The organism is Methanoculleus chikugoensis (assembly GCF_019669965.1).
Taxonomy (GTDB): domain Archaea; phylum Halobacteriota; class Methanomicrobia; order Methanomicrobiales; family Methanoculleaceae; genus Methanoculleus; species Methanoculleus chikugoensis.
This window is the reverse complement of sequence record NZ_AP019781.1, coordinates 538819-554226: the sequence shown is the minus strand read 5'-3', so window position 1 is coordinate 554226 and position 15408 is coordinate 538819. Positions and strand designations below refer to the sequence as shown.

Sequence of the window (15408 nt, the reverse complement as noted above, 5' to 3'; positions counted from 1 at the left end):
CTCCTTTTCTTAGTCAAGTGTTTTCCAGCCTTGTGAAATTGGTGTTACATTGATATTAATGTTCAGGTCCGACATACGTACTGCGCTTATTTTAAGCTTTGTTTTAAACTCGCTTCTCATGCGGGTACTTTCCACTGTTGCCTGAAATAGGTCATACTCGATCTGTGCAACACCTAAAGGTTGAACCCCTTGGATCATCGGCGAGAAAGACTGCCCTGAGGGATGCGGAGGGCCAACCGGTGGCACCTGTATTTGTTGGGTGGGTTCTGGCTGTTGAGAAAACGATGGCTCCTGCATTACAACTGTATGCGGCTGAAACGGCTCTCTGCATTTCATTTCCGCTTCAATGTCTTCCCAAACTGCCCACATAAGTTTTTCGAGCTCTTCAGGTGCATCAAGGATTTCAAGCCCGATCTCTTTCGCTTCCTTCCGTCCTACCGGATACCCGTGATGATAGAATGATTTATTGAGTGCTTCCGATATCGCCTTCACTTTAGTGTGGTCACCCATATGCAGTCGAAGAAGTTTTTCTCCGAGTGAGAGCGCTAGGTTCGAGCTTCGCTTTGCAATTCCTATCGGGATCGAACCAACTTCCTGACACACGAGTTCAAAAGCCCGTTCCAGTTGCTCTTGATCGGAGATACCAACATCTTTCCTGACGAAGTCGAGAAAGTGTGAAAGGTCCTCGGCGCCAAAGCGGACCTCTTCTTGCTGACCTGGTAACCCCGGAACCTTCTTAGTTCCATGCAGCTGCGGATCTACAGGCCCTAAATTAGAGAACGGGTGCATTACAATTTCATCCGCTCCGAGTGCAAGAAGTGTCGCGGCACTGTAGGCTTCATAGGGTATAAGGACGTTTACACTCTCAAACCGTTCTCTAAGCAGGCTGACGATTCGCCAAGAGACAATTGGGTCGCCCCCTCGACTTACAACGAGGAGATCAATCTCCTTTTTATCAGGGGGTATTTTGAGGATTTGCCGGCAGATTTCAGGAATAACATCGGAAGCAATTATTCCTTCGGCATTCGGTCTTGAACTGGTAACGTATGTAATAAGCGGCCGTTCACGCTCTTCCTCAATCTGCTTGTAGAGATCGACCCTCTCGGCGTAGGTCATGAGAGAACCTTGGATAAAACGGTATATTAAGATGGTGGATTTATTCTGCACTATACGTCCTGAACTATGTCAAATCGCAAAACCGATGAGGCGAGTACTTAAGAAATCACCATTAACTGCGGTTATTCGCTTGGGCTCCTTAACGAATTCGGAATGCATCTAATATGAGTGAAAAGACTGCTCCAATCAATGCGAGTATGAGAAGCGCGATGCCTAGTTCCAGGAGAGGCGGCACCAGACCAAGCAACGCAGACAGGAGTTTTCCAAATCCATGAATCCCCAATTTCTCAAAGAATGTATCAACAGCACTGAAGAATACTTCGGCAAGACCCCCACGCATAGACGATAAAAGGTAGATAATAGGCACAGCAACTATTGCACCGAGAATTAAGAGAATTTTATCACGATTTTCGTTGTACACATCCCATCACTTACTTATTACCTTGAATATCTGTTTATTTCCAGTTTCTTTAATGCCTTGGTGTATGCCTTTCAAATATATCCCAGAGAAACGCAATCTCTCAATTCTTACAGGGACCGCAGGGGGAACACCCCACCCCTTCACATCGTTTGTCGCAGTGCGTTTCTTGTATCGATTATTGGTACGACTAAGTTCAGCACACATTGTGATCGGAAAAAACCATATATGGATTGCCCGAAGGAATTAAACGTGAATAATAGAAGCCGCTGGAGGGATTCGAACCCCCGGCCTGCTGATTACGAATCAGCCGCTATACCACTAAGCCACAGCGGCAACTGCCTTAGAATGTTGCACCTCCGCAATTAAAAAGGTATCACCTGCCGGGGGCCCGCCGGCACGGTCCCGCTCAGGAGTACCCCCGGATGGTGACGTTGCTCTCCTGCTGCGCAGCGGCCTCCGGGGAGGTGATCTTGCCGAACTTCTGCTCGTAGTCGGCGACGCTCTTCGCGAGCACCTCCACCAGGTTCTTCGCGTGCCGGGGGCTGATCGAGACGATTGCCTTCCCCCGCGCCTGGTTCATGCCGGGGATCTCGTGCAGGAAGAGGAACGTGAACTCGTCCTCCTTGTAGGCAATCTGGATGCGGTTGGAGTAGACCGGGTCGAGATTGCCGGGGATGTTGACCGATATCTCGCGGTTTGCCATACCCATCATCTGTGACCCGCTCCGGCATAAGAGTTGGTCTTGGCCGGGTCGCCACCGGTGCGGAGCATACCCCGCTAAATAGCGGGAGGGCGTAATTCCTGTCAAACGGAACCCTGTGCATGACCGACTACATCCCGGTATCCGGCGTCGTCGCCTGCCACACCTGTCCCCGGCGCTATTACTTCGAGCGTTCTGAAGAGCACCCGGAGTCGCCCCGCTACACCGTCTGCAAACAGGTCTCGACGCACCTCGGGGAGCTCCTGGAGCCGGAGCAGATATGGCAGGAGATCCTCTGCGTCCTCCCCGAAGCAGCGGAGGACGTCCGGGAACTCTTCGACGAGTGCATCGCCGCCTGCAGCGCGACCGCGTGGCAGCGGCCCGTCCAGGTCGACCTCGCCGTCGAGTCCGACACCCTCGGCATCCGGGGAAGAGTCGATAAGGTCTTCGAGGACGGTACGTTCGCCGTCGCCCGGTCGAGCGCCGCGCCGAAAGCCGGGGTCTACACCACCGACCGGCTCCGGGTCGCGTGCTATATAGCCTGCCTCAACGAAACCCTCGGCCGCCCCGTCGCCGGCGGCTATGTCGAGTACGTCGCGAGCGGCGTCTGCCGCTACGTCGAACCGCAGCCCCGGGACCGGCGGGAGATGATCAAGGCGATCCGGGCGGCAAAACGGGTGGTCGCGGGCGAACTCCCGCCCCGGCCCCTCAGGGCTCCCTGCGAGGGCTGCCCGCACCTTGAGCGGTGCACCGCCGGGCCGCGGCGGCTCTCCGACCTCTTCTGAAAATAGCCAAACTTCGAAGGGTGCAAAGACAGAGACTTTGGAGTTCTGATCCTGATATCTTCTCACGCGAAGGCGCGAAGGGGAGTTGCCATACCTATCTGCCGAACTTCGCGTTTTTCGCGCCTTCGCGTGAGATGGCAGGGCTGAGCAACGATACGACCTCACGCAAAAGACGCGAAGCCGCGAAGGGGAACGCCAATAGCCACATGCGCCTCACGTTCTTCGCGTGAGTCAGCGGTGCCCGGTCAGGCAGGAGCGTATCACTACCCGGCGTTCTCGAGCAGCGTCTTCGAGACGATGTACTCGCCCTTCGCCTCGCGGGTCGTCCCGACGATCAGCCACCGCTCGTCGCCGTGCTCCTCCACGACACCCTTCGCCTCGATGACCTCCCCCGCGAGCGCCTGGCCCGAGTAGGTGTGGGTGAAGGAGAGCACCCGGGAGATCTCGTCGTGGTCCACCGCGTAGACCGCCGGGCTGTCGAAGGAGAGCGACGCGTCCGTGACCGTCGCCTCGATCGTCGCCCGGCCGACCACCTTCCCCACGCCGGCCGGAACCGCGTCCAGGTTCCCGTAGGCGCGGGTGTAGAGGAGGTCGAAGTAGGTTCCCTCGAACTCGCCCCGGTTCCACTTCCGCTGCTCGTGCAGGACGAAGGCGTCGAACGATATCTCGGGCACCCTTTTATCGTAGACCTTCCGCCACATCGCGGTGCTCATCGAGGGGATCACACCCCTCCCCACGAGGTCGCGGAGCCGGCGCTGCGCGACGAACCAGGCGTCGCCGTAGACCACCAGGTCGATATCCGACGCTTCGTTCTCGAGGCCGCAGAGGAGCGAACCCGTGCACCCGAACGAGCCCGCCGGGAGGGAGAGGCGAGCGAGGAGCCGCGCCACCCGGACGTTCCGGGCCGCCACACCGGCGACCTCCTCCTCGGGCTTATAGACCCGGACCACGTCGCAGCAGGGCACCCGGTGGACAGTGTCCAGGTAATCCGGCCTGTGTGCCCGGATCCAGTCGAAAGACTCGACAAAATCGTATTTGTGATACCGCCGGCCGGCACGGTTCGTCCGCTCCCCGGCCGCGTCGGGGACATAGCGGAGGATGCACCCGATCCGCCCGGCGTTGTCGTAGTTCGAGACCGCATAGAGGCATCCCTCGCGGTCCTCGATGAAGTCACGGAGTCGTACCGATTGCATGAATCACCCCAGGGTCTCCAGGAACGCTTCAACCGCTTCCCATTCCGCGCCCTTGCGCAGGATGCGCCGGGCGGTGAGATCCACCACCGTGCTCGGCGTCCCCGAGAGTTCCCCGCCGTCGACCAGGTAGTCGTGGGGGACGGAGACCTCCTCGGGGCGGGTCGGCGGGATGTCGTCGGAGATGTTCGCGCTGGTGGACGTGATCGGCGTATCGAGCCGCGAGATGATAGCAAGGGCGATCTCGTGGTCGGGCCACCGAACCCCGATAAGCCCGGTTCCCCCCGTGAGAATCTCCGGGAGGCAGGACTTCGCCGGGAGGACCACCGTCACCGGGCCGGGCAGGAACCGCTCGATGAACGCCCGGGCGGCGTCGTCCACCACCGCAACGGCGTCGAGCATCTCCATATCCGAGACCGCGACCGATATCGGTTTACTCACCGGCCGGTTCTTGGCCTCGTACACCCGCATCACCGCGTCCTCCGAGAGGGCGTCCGCCCCGAGACCGTAGACCGTCTCGGTGGGGTAGACGACGAGCCCGTCGCGCGAGAGCACCCGGACGGCCATATCGATCGGGTCCATCAGAACTCGCGCCCCCGCACACGGTTGATATCGAAGACGGCCTTGCCGCTGACGTGCATCACGGCGAAGACCCCGGCCTGGATCGGGTCGGTCACGATCAGGTCGGCATGCGCAGGAACGCTCCCTGCCATCTTGAGGGCGATCACCGGGATGCCCGCCGCCTTGACCCGATCCACCGCCCGCGAGACCTCGCCGCCCATCAGCGACCCGGCGAGCACCAGGATCGACGCCCGGGGGAGCCGCGCCACCGCGTCGACGGCGAGCGCCAGGTTCTGCTCTCCGACGAGCGGGATCGTGTCCACCGATATCCGCTCGCCGCGGATATTGTGCCGATCCGCCTCGTTCACGGCGCCCATCGCCACCTGAGCCACCTGCGCGCCGCCGCCGATGATGATCACCCTTGACCCGAATATCCGGGAGAACGGCGGGTAGATGGTGACGTCGGCGACGGACGGCACCCGTGCCAGGTCGGCGACGAGCTCGGGGCGGTTCCCGCACTCCTCGAACTCGAAGTAGAGGTAGGCCTTCCCGGCGTTCGGGCCGGTGGCGATGATCGACTGCTGGATCATCTGGATGTTTGCCCGGTAATCCGCCATCACCGTGGCCACGTCGCGCAGCACGCCGGCCCGGTTCTCGGTGATGATCGAGAGGGCATACATTTCGGTATCGGTGGTCATGACCCTCCCCGGCAGGAGATCGAAACGTCCTCCGATCGTTTCACGAACAGGGTATTTTTCGTCATATCCGCGTTAAAGGATAGATTTTGGTCTCCTAAGGGTTATAGGTTTTCGGTGCGGCGGGGGTCCGCCTTCTCCCTCGCCGCAAGAGCCGCCGCAAGGAGACCGAGGGGAATATTGAGGAAGTAGAGGATCAGCCGCCAGAGAACGACGAAGAGGCCGAGGAGGTAGGTGGGCACGATCCGGCTGTACAGCGTGGCGGCGCCGAGCTCCGCGATCCCGGCCGCGCCGGGGATGAGCGGGACGGCCGCGATCATCTGGAGGATGCCCTGGAAGAGGAACGACTCGGGAAAAGACGGCGGGAGATCGAGAGCGACGAGCAGCGCCGACGCCGTGGAGAAGAGCAAGACCCAGTCGAGGATGCTCGCCAGGATCGCGCCGCCGAGCGCCCGGGGATCAGCTCTCGCAAACCGGGAAGAACTCGCGGCAAAGATCTCGGTCTCACGGGAAATCCGCTCCGCGAGCCTCTCCGCACCGTCTGAGCCCGGACAGAATCGGAGCCAGTGCCGGCTCCGGCCGCACCGGTCGAGCACCCGGACGGCAACGCCGCCGATAACCCGGTTCGCGAGGGACGGGCGACGGATCAGGACGACGAGCGCGAGCAGAAGAACGAGGACAAGGACGAGGAAGACCGCCACCGGGTAGAGGACGGTCGCGGCGAGGTAACCCCAGAGATGCCGGACGGCAAGAAAGGATGCGAAGGTGAGGGAGGCAAAGACCGTGAGGTCGAGCACCCGTTCCACGACGACGACGGTGACGGCGTCCCCGACGGCGAGCCCGGCACGCGAGAGCCGGTGGATCCGGACGGGTTCGCCGCCCACCTGGCCGGGGGTGAACGAGCCGGCGAAGAACGAGAGGCTCTGGGTGATCGCGAGGCTCGATAACGGCACGGTGTAGTCGAGGCCGCGGCAGATGACCCCGATCCGGACCACCCGGCACAAGATCGATCCGGCCCGGAGCGCGAAGGCGAGGAGGAGGGCGACGCCGCCGACCTCCCCGAGGTAGGCCCTTGTTGCCGGGGTGAAGGTCGCTGCGAGCAGCCCGATGAGAGCCGCGCTGCTGAGGAGGAGCGAGAGCACGATCCAGCGCAGGTTCTTCATGCCGGTCCCCCTCCCCGGCGGCTCCTTATCCAGTGGTGCACCACAAGAGAGGGTAGGTGGCGGGAGGCCGTGATTATGGTTCCCCCGGGGTCTTGGATCCGGCAGCTCCTCCTCCGGGCCGGTAACAGTCGGGGGCGAGAGGAGGACACCCCAGGCCGTCGGAGAGGATTTATGGGCGATAAGCGACAGATTACCATCGATGGACGGCAGACACCGTGCAGCCTACACCGTGATCGTCCTCTTCGGCATCGTAAGCCTCTTTGGGGATGTCATCTACGAAGGGGCACGGAGCGTCTCCGGACCCTACCTCTACATCCTCGGTGCCGGCGCTCTCGCCGTCGGGGTGGTCGCGGGGCTCGGTGAGTTCCTTGGCTACGCCCTGCGCCTGGTCTCCGGGTACCTGGCCGACACCACGCGGCACTACTGGGCGATCACGTTCATCGGCTACGGGATGCTCGCCGCGGTCCCGCTCCTCGCGCTTGCCGGGTCCTGGGAGGCCGCCGCGCTTCTCCTCATCCTCGAACGGGTGGGGAAGGGTATCAGGGTGCCGGCACGGGACGCCATCCTTGCGAATGCCACGGCGACGGTCGGCCGGGGTTGGGGATTTGCCGTGCATGAGGCCCTCGACCAGGTCGGGGCGGTCATCGGACCCCTAATCTTTACCGCCATCATCCTTGCGCAGGGAGACTACCGGAGCGGGTTCGCCATCCTCGCCGTCCCGTTCGTGCTGATGATCCTCGCCCTCCTCTTCGCCCGGCGTCGGGCGCCTGAACCGGTTTTGCTTGAGGTTGGCGGCCCCGATTCCCGCGGAACCAGCCTCCCGGGGTCCCTGCTCCCCTACGGCGTCTTCACCGCGCTCACCATGGCCGGATTTGCGGCGTTCCCGGTCATCGCCTACCACTTCGCCGTCACCGGCATGGTCTCAGAAGCAGAGATCCCGCTCTTCTACGCCGTCGCCATGGGCGTCGATGCCATCGCAGCCCTCACGATCGGGCGGGCATACGACCGGTTCGGGCTTGTCACCCTCCTCTCCGTGCCGCTCCTTGCCATCGGCATCCCCTTCCTCGCCTTCGGGACGAGTTACGCCCTCGCGCTTGCCGCCGTGGTGCTCTGGGGCGCGGCGATGGGTGCGCAGGAGACGATCCTCAGGGCCGCCGTCGCCGACTACACCCATATCAGCAAGCGCGGGACGGCATACGGGATATTCAACACCGTCTACGGGGCTGCCTGGTTTGCCGGGAGCGCCGTCATCGGGTGGGCCTACACAGTCGCCGTCCCGCTCGTCGTCGGGTTCATGGTCGTGATGCAGGTCGGGGCGCTCGCAGCATTCGCCTGGATGAGACGCGGGTTTGCCGCACCGGCGGGCTGAAAAAAAAAGAGGTGGCGGGACGATCTGTCCGGCATAATATTGCTGAGGGATGGCGCACGAACCCCGGCACTACCGGGCGCGGATCTCCCGCGCCACCGTCCGGCCGAGTTCATACGCCCGGGCAATCTCGTCGGCGTCCGGCCGGTAGTTCACGTGGAACCCGCCGTCGATCACCTCGATCCCGGCCGCCTTCAGGGCCGCCTCCGCCTGAGCAACCGCGCCGCCCATGCCACCGTGGGACCCGAACGCGCACCCGATCTTCTTTGCGGTAAGGCGGCCCGGCCGTAACCCGCGGAGGTAGCTGAGGAACCCGGCCACCGTGGGGAGGACCTCGTCCTGGAGTGTCGGCGACCCGACGAGAACCGCCTTCGAGTCGAGGATCTCCGTGACGATGTCGCTCCTGTGCGTTCCTTCGTAGCGCCCGTCCCGCAGCAGGCAGACCCGGACATCGGCGCCTTCGGCCATGACCCCCTCGGCGATCGCCTTCGCCATCATCGTGGTCGAGCCGTGCATGGTGTCGTAGACGATCGTGACCTTATCCTTTGCAACGCCCCGGCTCCAGTCGACGTAGGCCTTGAGGATATCGCCGGCGTGCGACCGCCATATGATGCCGTGGCTCGGGGCGATCATCCTGATATCGATCCCGAGACCTCCGACCTCGTCGAGTTTCTTCAGGACTTTAGGCGCGAGCGGTATGATCAGGTTCGCGAAGAACTTCTGCGCGTGGGCCATCGCCGCGCCGTGCCCGAGTTCGTCGTCGAACCGGGCGGCGCTTGCGACGTGCTGTCCGAACGCGTCGTTCGGGAAGAGAATGGCATCCTCCGCGAGGTAGGTGAACATCGAGTCGGGCCAGTGGAGCATCGGCGCTTCGAGGAAAGTGAGCGTCTTCCCGCCGAGGTCGAGGGTATCGCCGCTCTTGACGACCCGGATCTTCCATCCCGTGATGTCATAGTGGCGGGCGAGACCGGCACGGGCCCGCTCCGTGCAGTAGATCGGGGTGTCGGGCAGTTTCTTCACGAGCGCGGGCAGGGTGCCGGAGTGGTCCATCTCAATGTGGTTCACGACGATGTAGTCGATCGTCTCCGGGTCGCAGACGGACCCGATGCGGCCGAGAACCTCTCCCTCGAAACCGTGGTAGGCGCCGTCGATGAGCGCCGTCTTCTCACCCCGGACGAGGTAGGCGTTGTAGGTCGTTCCCGGGAGGGTGTAGCCATGATACTCCCGGAGATTCCAGTCTATTGCCCCGACCCAGTGGACGCCGGGGGCAAGTTCCGTAGCCATCATTGTCATCATACCTTGTTCGATACAATACGAACATTCCAGTATATCCGAACAATTGATATATCACCCTTTCGATCTGTACCTATGGATCAGGGGATGACCGGCGGGGGGAGGGCCGGCCGGCCGAGACCGGGGCGTGACATAGACCTCTATTCGACCCCCACGGGCACGCGGGCGGTCGGGAACCCGGTGCGACGTAGTATCCTCGCAGCACTCAGGGAGCGAGAGTATACGTTCGAGGAACTCGTCGTCCTCGCGGGACGGGCGAAATCAACGGTCTCGGTGCACCTCCAGGACCTCGCGACGGCGGGCGTGATCGGGTCGCGGCCCGACCCGGAGGACTCCCGGAGGAAGATCTTCTTCCTCACCGGCGACCTTGTCGCAAGCGTCTCGCCGGAGGAGCGGGTGGTCGACGACCTCGCCGCCTATGCCGGGATGTACCGACCCGGGTCGGGCGACCCCAACGCGTTCTACCGGCTCGCGTTCCGGACGATCCGGGTGGCGCTCATGCAGGAGGGAGTCCTCCTCGATCCGCTCCTCTCCCGGGCCGGGGAGCGGATCGGCGAAGAACTCTATCCGGCGGTTGCCGACCCGGATACAGGGGCGTTCTGCGCGAACATCGCCCGGTTCTGGGAGGAGCACCGCCTGGGAAGGATCGAGGTCGCGGAGACGGAGCCGCTCGTCCTCCTCGTCTACGACTGCTTCGAATGCGTCGACCTGCCGGTGACGGGGAAGCCTGCGTGCGCGTTCGACTCAGGCATCCTCCGGGCGCTTTTCTCCCGCCACTACCACCGGCCGGCAGAAGCGGTCGAGACCCGGTGCTACTCGATGGGGTCCGATCACTGCCGGTTCGAGATCGTCGTCGAAGGCGGCGGAGAACCGTGTGACGGCACAGGGATGCTGGAAGGGAAATAGCAAACAACAGGAAAAAACGTCATGCGATAGCCGGGGATCGAACCCGGGCTAGAGGCTTGGGAAGCCCCTGTCCTACCGCTAGACTACTATCGCACCGGTACCAGTACATGTTGACCCAGGAGAAGATTAAACATTCGCCTCACCCGTAGCCGCAACAGGGCGGTAACGGGGCAGGGTGAACACGAAAGCCGCCCCCTCCCGGGGATGGCCGGGGATCCGGTCGCCGACGAGGATGCTCCCCCCATAGCGCTCGACGAGCATCCAGACAATGTAGAGGCCAAGACCCTTCCCGCTCTTCTTCGTCTCTCCGCGCTGGTAGCGCTCAAAGATGCGCGACTTGAGGTCGTCGGGGATCCCGGGACCGGTATCGGCAACCGTGACCATGACCGCATCCCCTTCCTCCCGGACGCTGATGACGATCTCCACATCCGGCCCCCCGAACTTCACGGCGTTGCCGATAAGGTTCGTGAAGATCTCGCCGATGAGGTCGTCGGCGAGAACCGTTGCGTCCACTCCGTTGCAGGCGATGCGGGCGCTCGTATGGTAACTGCAGATCCCCCGGATCACGGGTCCAAGCGGGACCGGGCTGAGTTCCACGGGACCGGCCTTGAGTCTGCGGAGCGTCGATACGTTCCGGATGATCTCGTTGCTCTGGTGAACGGCCGCAAGCGACTTTTCGACCATCGCCCCGTCCGACCCGGCAGCGAAATCGAGGTACATCTGCAGGTAGCCCATCGCCGCCGTGTTCGCGTTGTTGATGTCGTGGGTGAGGATATCCACGTAGAGATTGACCTCCGAGAGCGCCGTTTCCAGTTCCTCGTAGAGCATCCCCTTCACGACCACGTTGCCGAGTTCCTTCCCGATATCGAGAAGAATGTCGCGCTCGGTCTCCGGGGCGGTCTTGCGTGCCCTGCTTCCGAGCGCGATCCACCCCACCAGCCCGTCGTCGCCGGGAATGGGCACCATGACAGGTGCCCGTATTCCGGAGCCGGGATACCGTCCCTGGAGCCCCTCGATGCAGTAGACCTCGCCTGCCGGGACAGAAGTCTCGCAGAAGAGATCATCGAGGCGGACCGTCTGCGGCAGAACCGGGTCCGTCCCTTCCCGGGCATGGAGAACCGCCGTATCGCTCCCCGGGGGTATCAGGTAGACCGCCCCCTCGTCGAACTCGAGCAGGTCGACGATCTTCGCGAGCGAATCCCCAAGAAGGCTGTCCAGACGGCGGGACGCAGTCGCGGCGGCGACCACCTCGTTGACGATCGAGAGGCGACGGTTCTCTTCCCGCATCCTCTTCGCCACCCGATGCCGTTCGGTAACGTCCCGGATGGAGAGGACCAGCCGCTCCGGAGCGTCGCCATCCCTCGGGAGGTGAGTGGCCGAGACCTCCCCGGGCCATTCACTGCCGTCAAGCCTGCAGAAGGCACACTCAGCCGGCGCAGGCGTCTCCCCGGAGAGGACCCGCTCCCGGTAGACCCGGGCAGCCTCGCGAGATCCCGCTGCGATCAGGTCTTCAGGGTTCCGCCCGATCAGGTCTTCCGGACCGGCCCCACCGAAGAGCCGGACCGCGGCCGTATTCGTCTCCACGATCCTTCTCCCGGGGTCGGTGAGGAGAACCCCGACATCGGCGGTGTTGAGGATGACCCGGTAGGTCTCCTCCGAACGCCGGAGCCGGTTCTCCGCCCGCTTCTGCTCTGCCATCCCGGTGACCGCCACGCAGACCAGATCCCGGTCGGGGAGCGGGTTCGCCGAAAGGAGAACCGGGCAGGCTTTCCCGTCCCGTCCGGTGAGGGTGCAGTCCAGGTTCTCAATCCTGTTCACCCCCGGAGCCCCGGCATACCCGGGCCAGACCGCAGCCGCATCCAGGGGCAGGGCAGCGTCCCCGGGATACCCGAGCATCTCGGCGCACCCGCGGTTCATCTCCTCGATCTTCCCGGTCGCGGGCGAGAAGAGGAAGAGCCCCGCACCGGACGTCTCGAATATCCCCCGGTACCGGCTCTCCCGTGCCTGCAGGCGGGCAGAGAGTTGCGACACGACGGCGGCAACGGCAAGGAAGAGCGCGGTTCTGAGCAGGGCATTCACGACCTCGAACCCGCTGCCCGGGGAGAACGTGATGACCTCCGCGAGGTACCCGGCGGCAAGCAGACCGGCGAACGCGATGCCCCGGTCGGGACAGCGATAGGACGCAAGTATGATCGGGACGTAGAAGAGATGGGAACAGACCACAAATATCCCTGCAGAGAGACAATATGCGGTAATGGCGAACGCAAGCAGGGTGGAGACGATGATCCCGTAGGTGAACAGATGCTCCTTTGCGGAAGCATTCGCGAGATGGTAGCCCGGATGAACTCCCATTATCATAGAATTCGCTCTAAACCATGATAAAACCCCAGGAAATGCATTTCCTGGGAAACAGGGCGCGCCTCCGATATCCTTAAGACGTCCTGTAGCGAACGATATTGCAGCACGATCACGTGCTGGCTATGGTAAGTCCGACGTGCTCCCGGAAGCACTGCCCGCAAGGGCTCGGGATTACAGAGATTAGTCAGTTAAAGGACTCTTTTCTGGACTTAACATAGTATATCTATCGGAGGTGCATGAATGGCAAGAATGTACGCTCGGCGTCGCGGAACCAGCGGTTCCGTCCGGCCCTACCGGAAGGAGGCACCCGAGTGGTCCAACACGGACGCAACAGAGATCGAGAAGATCGTCGTCGATCTTCGTAAAGACGGCATGTCGACCAGCCAGATCGGCCTTGCGCTGCGGGATCGATACGCCGTACCCGACGTCAAACTCGCTACGGGCAAGCGCATAAGCGAGATCCTCCGCGAGAAGGGGCTTGAATCCGAGATCCCCGAGGATCTCCGGAACCTGATGCAGAAAGCGCTCGGGATCAGGAAACACCTGGCGGAGAACAAGAAAGACGTCCACAACGTGCGGCAGCTGCAGATCGCCGAATCCAAGGTGCGCAGACTGGTCAAGTACTACGTCAAGTCCGGACGGATGCCGGAAGGCTGGACCTACAAACCGGAGACCGCGGAGATCCTGCTCACCCGCTGATGATCCATGTCGCTTGACGCCGCTGCTGCAAGCCTGGCCGACCGCCTGCTCGAGCAGGAGTTCGTGGAGGTGCTGGCGCACCACGATGCCGACGGTATAGCCGCCGCATCCATCCTCTGCCACGCCATGTTCCGCGAGGGCGGACGGTTCCGGCTGAGGATCCGCCCCGGCATCGCCACGGCCGACCTCCCGGGCGACGGCAGCGTGCTGCTCTGCGACTTCGGATCGGCACTCACGGACCTCCCCGGCGACGTCATGGTGGTGGATCACCACCTGCCCCGCTTCGAGGGAGACTATCACGTCAACCCGCACCTTGCCGGAATCGACGGCGACCGGGATCTCTCGGCGGCCGGCGCGGCTTACCTCGTCGCCCAGCGCATGGGAGACAACCGGGATCTCGCGGGGCTCGCGCTTCTCGGGATCATCGGGGACGGCCAGGCACTCGACGGCCCGAACAGGGAGATCGTGAACGAAGGCATCGCAAACGGGTTCATAACGCCCCGTCGCGGCCTCCGCCTCCCGGGACGAGGGCTCGCCGAGCAGCTCTCGCTCGCCGTCGACCCCTACCTCCCCGGGTTCTCCGGCGAGCCCGACGCCGCCCGAACGCTGGTTGCAGAGATCACCGACGAGGACGACATGGATATCGAGTCGCTCCTCACCCGGCTCGTCCTCACCACCGCCCCGAACGCCTCGGTCTCCGCACTCTGCGGGATCTGGGGCACCACCTACAGCCTCGGCCGGGAGGTGATCGACGAGGCCCTGAATCTCGCCGCCGTCGTCGACGCCTGCGGCAAGGCCGGGAACGGGGATATCGGCGCATCGCTCTGTCTTCGTTCGAGTCACGCGCTCCAGGAAGCCTGGGAGATCACCGCCCGCTACCGGCAGGCGGTCGTCGCCGGCATCCGCGGGGCACGCCGCCTCGACGAGCGCGTCGCCATCTTTGAGGTGGGCGACGGAGGGGTTGCAAGCGACGTCGCGGACGCGCTCGCAAACGACTTCGTCCGGACCGGCCCCGTCTTCGTCATCGGCATGAGCGGCGACCACTGCTCCGTCTCGGCACGCTGCCCACCGGGCATCGACCTCGACCTCGAGGCGCTGATGCGAACGATCGCGGAAGCGTGCGGCGGCCGGGGCGGCGGACACCGCTTGAGAGCCGGAGCCCGGATCGGCGCCGACCAGGCCGACCGGTTCAGGCAGGCACTCCTGGAGGCGGTTCCCGCATGATCCGGATCGAGGGCACGATCGAGACGCCGCACAGCCTCCCCGGCTGCGTGGCCGCGGCACTCGAACCCGACAACCTCACCCTGATCAGGACATTCCCGATCGAGGGCGGGGTGCGGGCCGAGATCGACGGAACCAGGCTCCGGTCGATCATCGCCTCGGTGGACGACTACCTCATGAACCTGGCGATAGCGGAGGACGTGTGCACTGCCGCCTCAATGCGGCGGCAGAGCGGATCAGGGAGTTCCGGAGTGAAATCAGGATCAAATGGGTTGAAAAATCGATAATCAGAGAGAAGTGATACCATGGCAAAGAAGAAACAGGTTGGAAGAAGGTTGGAAGGCTGGAAGGCCAAGAAGTGGTACCGTGTCTACGTACCCGACGCCTTCGGTAAAGCCGAGATCGGCGACGCCATCTCCGCCGACCCCGAGAACATGGTCGGCCGCATCATGACCGCAACGCTCGGCGAAGTCGTGCAGGACTACTCCAAGTCTCACATCAAGATGAGGTTCAAGATCAACAACGTCGCAGGCGACGCCGCGTACACCGAGTTCGTCGGGCACGAAGTGACCCGCGACTACCTCCGGTCGATGGTCAAGCGGCGGGCATCCCGCATCGACACCATCCACCCGGTCGTCAGCAAGGACAAGAAACTCCTGCGGGTGACGGTCGTCTGTCTCACCCTCTCGCGGGCCGAGCAGAGCCAGGTCCACGCCGTGCGGCAGGCAATCTCGCAGGCTCTCGCCGCCAGGGCGGCCGAGAGCGACTTCGAGACCCTGGTCAAGGATATCGTCTCCGGCGACATGGCCCGGGACATCTTCAAGGTCGTCAAGACGATCTACCCGATCCGCCGGGTCGAGATCACCAAGTCCAAACTGGAACAGGTTGCGGCCGTATAAGGCCCTTCCCTTCGTTTTTTTAAGAATCCCGTACC

General features: G+C 62.9%; 16 protein-coding genes and 2 tRNA genes. 7 read left to right on the top strand and 11 right to left on the bottom strand.

From position 1 onward, the window contains the following. Positions 1-9: 9 nt before the first annotated feature. From MchiMG62_RS02890 to MchiMG62_RS02875, 4 genes are all read right to left on the bottom strand, one after another. Complete coding sequence (locus tag MchiMG62_RS02890) at positions 10-1116, bottom strand: SDH family Clp fold serine proteinase (RefSeq protein WP_221057804.1); 1107 nt, start codon at positions 1114-1116, stop codon at positions 10-12. A gap of 139 nt (positions 1117-1255) precedes the next feature. Next, positions 1256-1537 (bottom strand): hypothetical protein, encoded by a 282-nt coding sequence (locus MchiMG62_RS02885; RefSeq protein ID WP_221057803.1) that lies wholly within the window; start codon positions 1535-1537, stop codon positions 1256-1258. Between the two features lie 261 nt (positions 1538-1798). Beyond that, a tRNA-Thr gene (locus MchiMG62_RS02880) sits at positions 1799-1870 on the bottom strand. A gap of 73 nt (positions 1871-1943) precedes the next feature. Next, positions 1944-2240, bottom strand: a complete 297-nt coding sequence (locus tag MchiMG62_RS02875) for a DUF3467 domain-containing protein (RefSeq protein WP_074369791.1) — start codon at positions 2238-2240, stop codon at positions 1944-1946. Between the two features lie 119 nt (positions 2241-2359). Between MchiMG62_RS02875 and MchiMG62_RS02870 the strand changes: the two genes are divergently transcribed. After that, a complete protein-coding gene (locus MchiMG62_RS02870) occupies positions 2360-3022 on the top strand; it encodes a CRISPR-associated protein Cas4 (RefSeq protein WP_221057802.1) in 663 nt (220 codons plus the stop codon). A 263-nt stretch (positions 3023-3285) separates the two neighbouring features. On the opposite strand, the gene MchiMG62_RS02865 is transcribed toward MchiMG62_RS02870, so the two are convergent. From MchiMG62_RS02865 to MchiMG62_RS02850, 4 genes are all read right to left on the bottom strand, one after another. Further along, positions 3286-4215, bottom strand: coding sequence for a DNA polymerase subunit beta (locus tag MchiMG62_RS02865; RefSeq protein ID WP_221057801.1), 930 nt, complete (start codon positions 4213-4215; stop codon positions 3286-3288). A 3-nt stretch (positions 4216-4218) separates the two neighbouring features. Further along, positions 4219-4794: an L-threonylcarbamoyladenylate synthase gene (locus MchiMG62_RS02860; RefSeq protein WP_221057800.1), complete on the bottom strand. Its 576-nt coding sequence runs from the start codon at positions 4792-4794 to the stop codon at positions 4219-4221. Continuing rightward, entirely contained in the window at positions 4794-5471 is a 678-nt protein-coding gene (locus MchiMG62_RS02855; RefSeq protein WP_221057799.1) for a DUF5612 domain-containing protein, read from the bottom strand. The genes MchiMG62_RS02860 and MchiMG62_RS02855 overlap by 1 nt, the downstream gene beginning before the upstream one ends. Before the next feature lie 101 nt (positions 5472-5572). Next, positions 5573-6631 carry a lysylphosphatidylglycerol synthase transmembrane domain-containing protein gene (locus tag MchiMG62_RS02850; RefSeq protein ID WP_221057798.1) on the bottom strand — a complete coding sequence of 353 codons (1059 nt, stop codon included), beginning with the start codon at positions 6629-6631 and terminating at the stop codon, positions 5573-5575. 199 nt (positions 6632-6830) lie between these two features. Here MchiMG62_RS02850 and MchiMG62_RS02845 point away from each other — a divergent pair, with 199 nt between their 5' ends. Beyond that, positions 6831-8000 (top strand): MFS transporter, encoded by a 1170-nt coding sequence (locus MchiMG62_RS02845; protein ID WP_221057797.1) that lies wholly within the window; start codon positions 6831-6833, stop codon positions 7998-8000. Between the two features lie 69 nt (positions 8001-8069). Here the strand turns inward: MchiMG62_RS02845 and MchiMG62_RS02840 are convergent, their stop codons facing one another. Then, positions 8070-9284: an FprA family A-type flavoprotein gene (locus tag MchiMG62_RS02840; protein ID WP_221058608.1), complete on the bottom strand. Its 1215-nt coding sequence runs from the start codon at positions 9282-9284 to the stop codon at positions 8070-8072. Positions 9285-9365: 81 nt separating this feature from the next. Between MchiMG62_RS02840 and msvR the strand changes: the two genes are divergently transcribed. Beyond that, a complete protein-coding gene (gene msvR, locus MchiMG62_RS02835; protein ID WP_221057796.1) occupies positions 9366-10196 on the top strand; it encodes a transcriptional factor MsvR in 831 nt (276 codons plus the stop codon). Positions 10197-10218: 22 nt separating this feature from the next. Here the strand turns inward: msvR and MchiMG62_RS02830 are convergent. Both MchiMG62_RS02830 and MchiMG62_RS02825 read right to left on the bottom strand, forming a co-directional pair. Continuing rightward, positions 10219-10289: transfer RNA gene (locus MchiMG62_RS02830), tRNA-Gly, on the bottom strand. A 33-nt stretch (positions 10290-10322) separates the two neighbouring features. Continuing rightward, positions 10323-12548 carry a PAS domain S-box protein gene (locus MchiMG62_RS02825; protein WP_221057795.1) on the bottom strand — a complete coding sequence of 742 codons (2226 nt, stop codon included), beginning with the start codon at positions 12546-12548 and terminating at the stop codon, positions 10323-10325. 246 nt (positions 12549-12794) lie between these two features. On the opposite strand from MchiMG62_RS02825, the gene MchiMG62_RS02820 reads away from it, so the two are divergent. From MchiMG62_RS02820 to MchiMG62_RS02805, 4 genes are read left to right on the top strand one after another with little or no spacing between them, the layout of a single operon-like run. Continuing rightward, positions 12795-13253: a 30S ribosomal protein S15 gene (locus MchiMG62_RS02820; protein WP_221057794.1), complete on the top strand. Its 459-nt coding sequence runs from the start codon at positions 12795-12797 to the stop codon at positions 13251-13253. A gap of 6 nt (positions 13254-13259) precedes the next feature. Beyond that, entirely contained in the window at positions 13260-14477 is a 1218-nt protein-coding gene (locus MchiMG62_RS02815) for a DHHA1 domain-containing protein (protein WP_221057793.1), read from the top strand. Beyond that, positions 14474-14761, top strand: a complete 288-nt coding sequence (locus MchiMG62_RS02810) for a KEOPS complex subunit Pcc1 (protein ID WP_221057792.1) — start codon at positions 14474-14476, stop codon at positions 14759-14761. Before MchiMG62_RS02815 ends, MchiMG62_RS02810 begins: the two co-directional genes overlap by 4 nt. A gap of 18 nt (positions 14762-14779) precedes the next feature. After that, positions 14780-15373 (top strand): 30S ribosomal protein S3ae, encoded by a 594-nt coding sequence (locus tag MchiMG62_RS02805; RefSeq protein ID WP_221057791.1) that lies wholly within the window; start codon positions 14780-14782, stop codon positions 15371-15373. Positions 15374-15408 lie beyond the last annotated feature (35 nt).

Excerpts from the sequence above, each read along its gene's own strand:
- MchiMG62_RS02855 (WP_221057799.1), bottom strand. The coding sequence starts at position 5,471 with ATGACCACCGATACCGAAATGTATGCCCTCTCGATCATCACCGAGAAC.
- MchiMG62_RS02840 (WP_221058608.1), bottom strand. The coding sequence starts at position 9,284 with ATGATGGCTACGGAACTTGCCCCCGGCGTCCACTGGGTCGGGGCAATA.
- MchiMG62_RS02850 (WP_221057798.1), bottom strand. The coding sequence starts at position 6,631 with ATGAAGAACCTGCGCTGGATCGTGCTCTCGCTCCTCCTCAGCAGCGCG.
- MchiMG62_RS02810 (WP_221057792.1), top strand. The coding sequence starts at position 14,474 with ATGATCCGGATCGAGGGCACGATCGAGACGCCGCACAGCCTCCCCGGC.
- MchiMG62_RS02890 (WP_221057804.1), bottom strand. The coding sequence starts at position 1,116 with ATGACCTACGCCGAGAGGGTCGATCTCTACAAGCAGATTGAGGAAGAG.
- MchiMG62_RS02820 (WP_221057794.1), top strand. The coding sequence starts at position 12,795 with ATGGCAAGAATGTACGCTCGGCGTCGCGGAACCAGCGGTTCCGTCCGG.
- MchiMG62_RS02825 (WP_221057795.1), bottom strand. The coding sequence starts at position 12,548 with ATGGGAGTTCATCCGGGCTACCATCTCGCGAATGCTTCCGCAAAGGAG.
- MchiMG62_RS02815 (WP_221057793.1), top strand. The coding sequence starts at position 13,260 with ATGTCGCTTGACGCCGCTGCTGCAAGCCTGGCCGACCGCCTGCTCGAG.
- MchiMG62_RS02860 (WP_221057800.1), bottom strand. The coding sequence starts at position 4,794 with ATGGACCCGATCGATATGGCCGTCCGGGTGCTCTCGCGCGACGGGCTC.
- MchiMG62_RS02865 (WP_221057801.1), bottom strand. The coding sequence starts at position 4,215 with ATGCAATCGGTACGACTCCGTGACTTCATCGAGGACCGCGAGGGATGC.
- msvR (WP_221057796.1), top strand. The coding sequence starts at position 9,366 with ATGGATCAGGGGATGACCGGCGGGGGGAGGGCCGGCCGGCCGAGACCG.
- MchiMG62_RS02805 (WP_221057791.1), top strand. The coding sequence starts at position 14,780 with ATGGCAAAGAAGAAACAGGTTGGAAGAAGGTTGGAAGGCTGGAAGGCC.
- MchiMG62_RS02870 (WP_221057802.1), top strand. The coding sequence starts at position 2,360 with ATGACCGACTACATCCCGGTATCCGGCGTCGTCGCCTGCCACACCTGT.
- MchiMG62_RS02845 (WP_221057797.1), top strand. The coding sequence starts at position 6,831 with ATGGACGGCAGACACCGTGCAGCCTACACCGTGATCGTCCTCTTCGGC.
- MchiMG62_RS02875 (WP_074369791.1), bottom strand. The coding sequence starts at position 2,240 with ATGGCAAACCGCGAGATATCGGTCAACATCCCCGGCAATCTCGACCCG.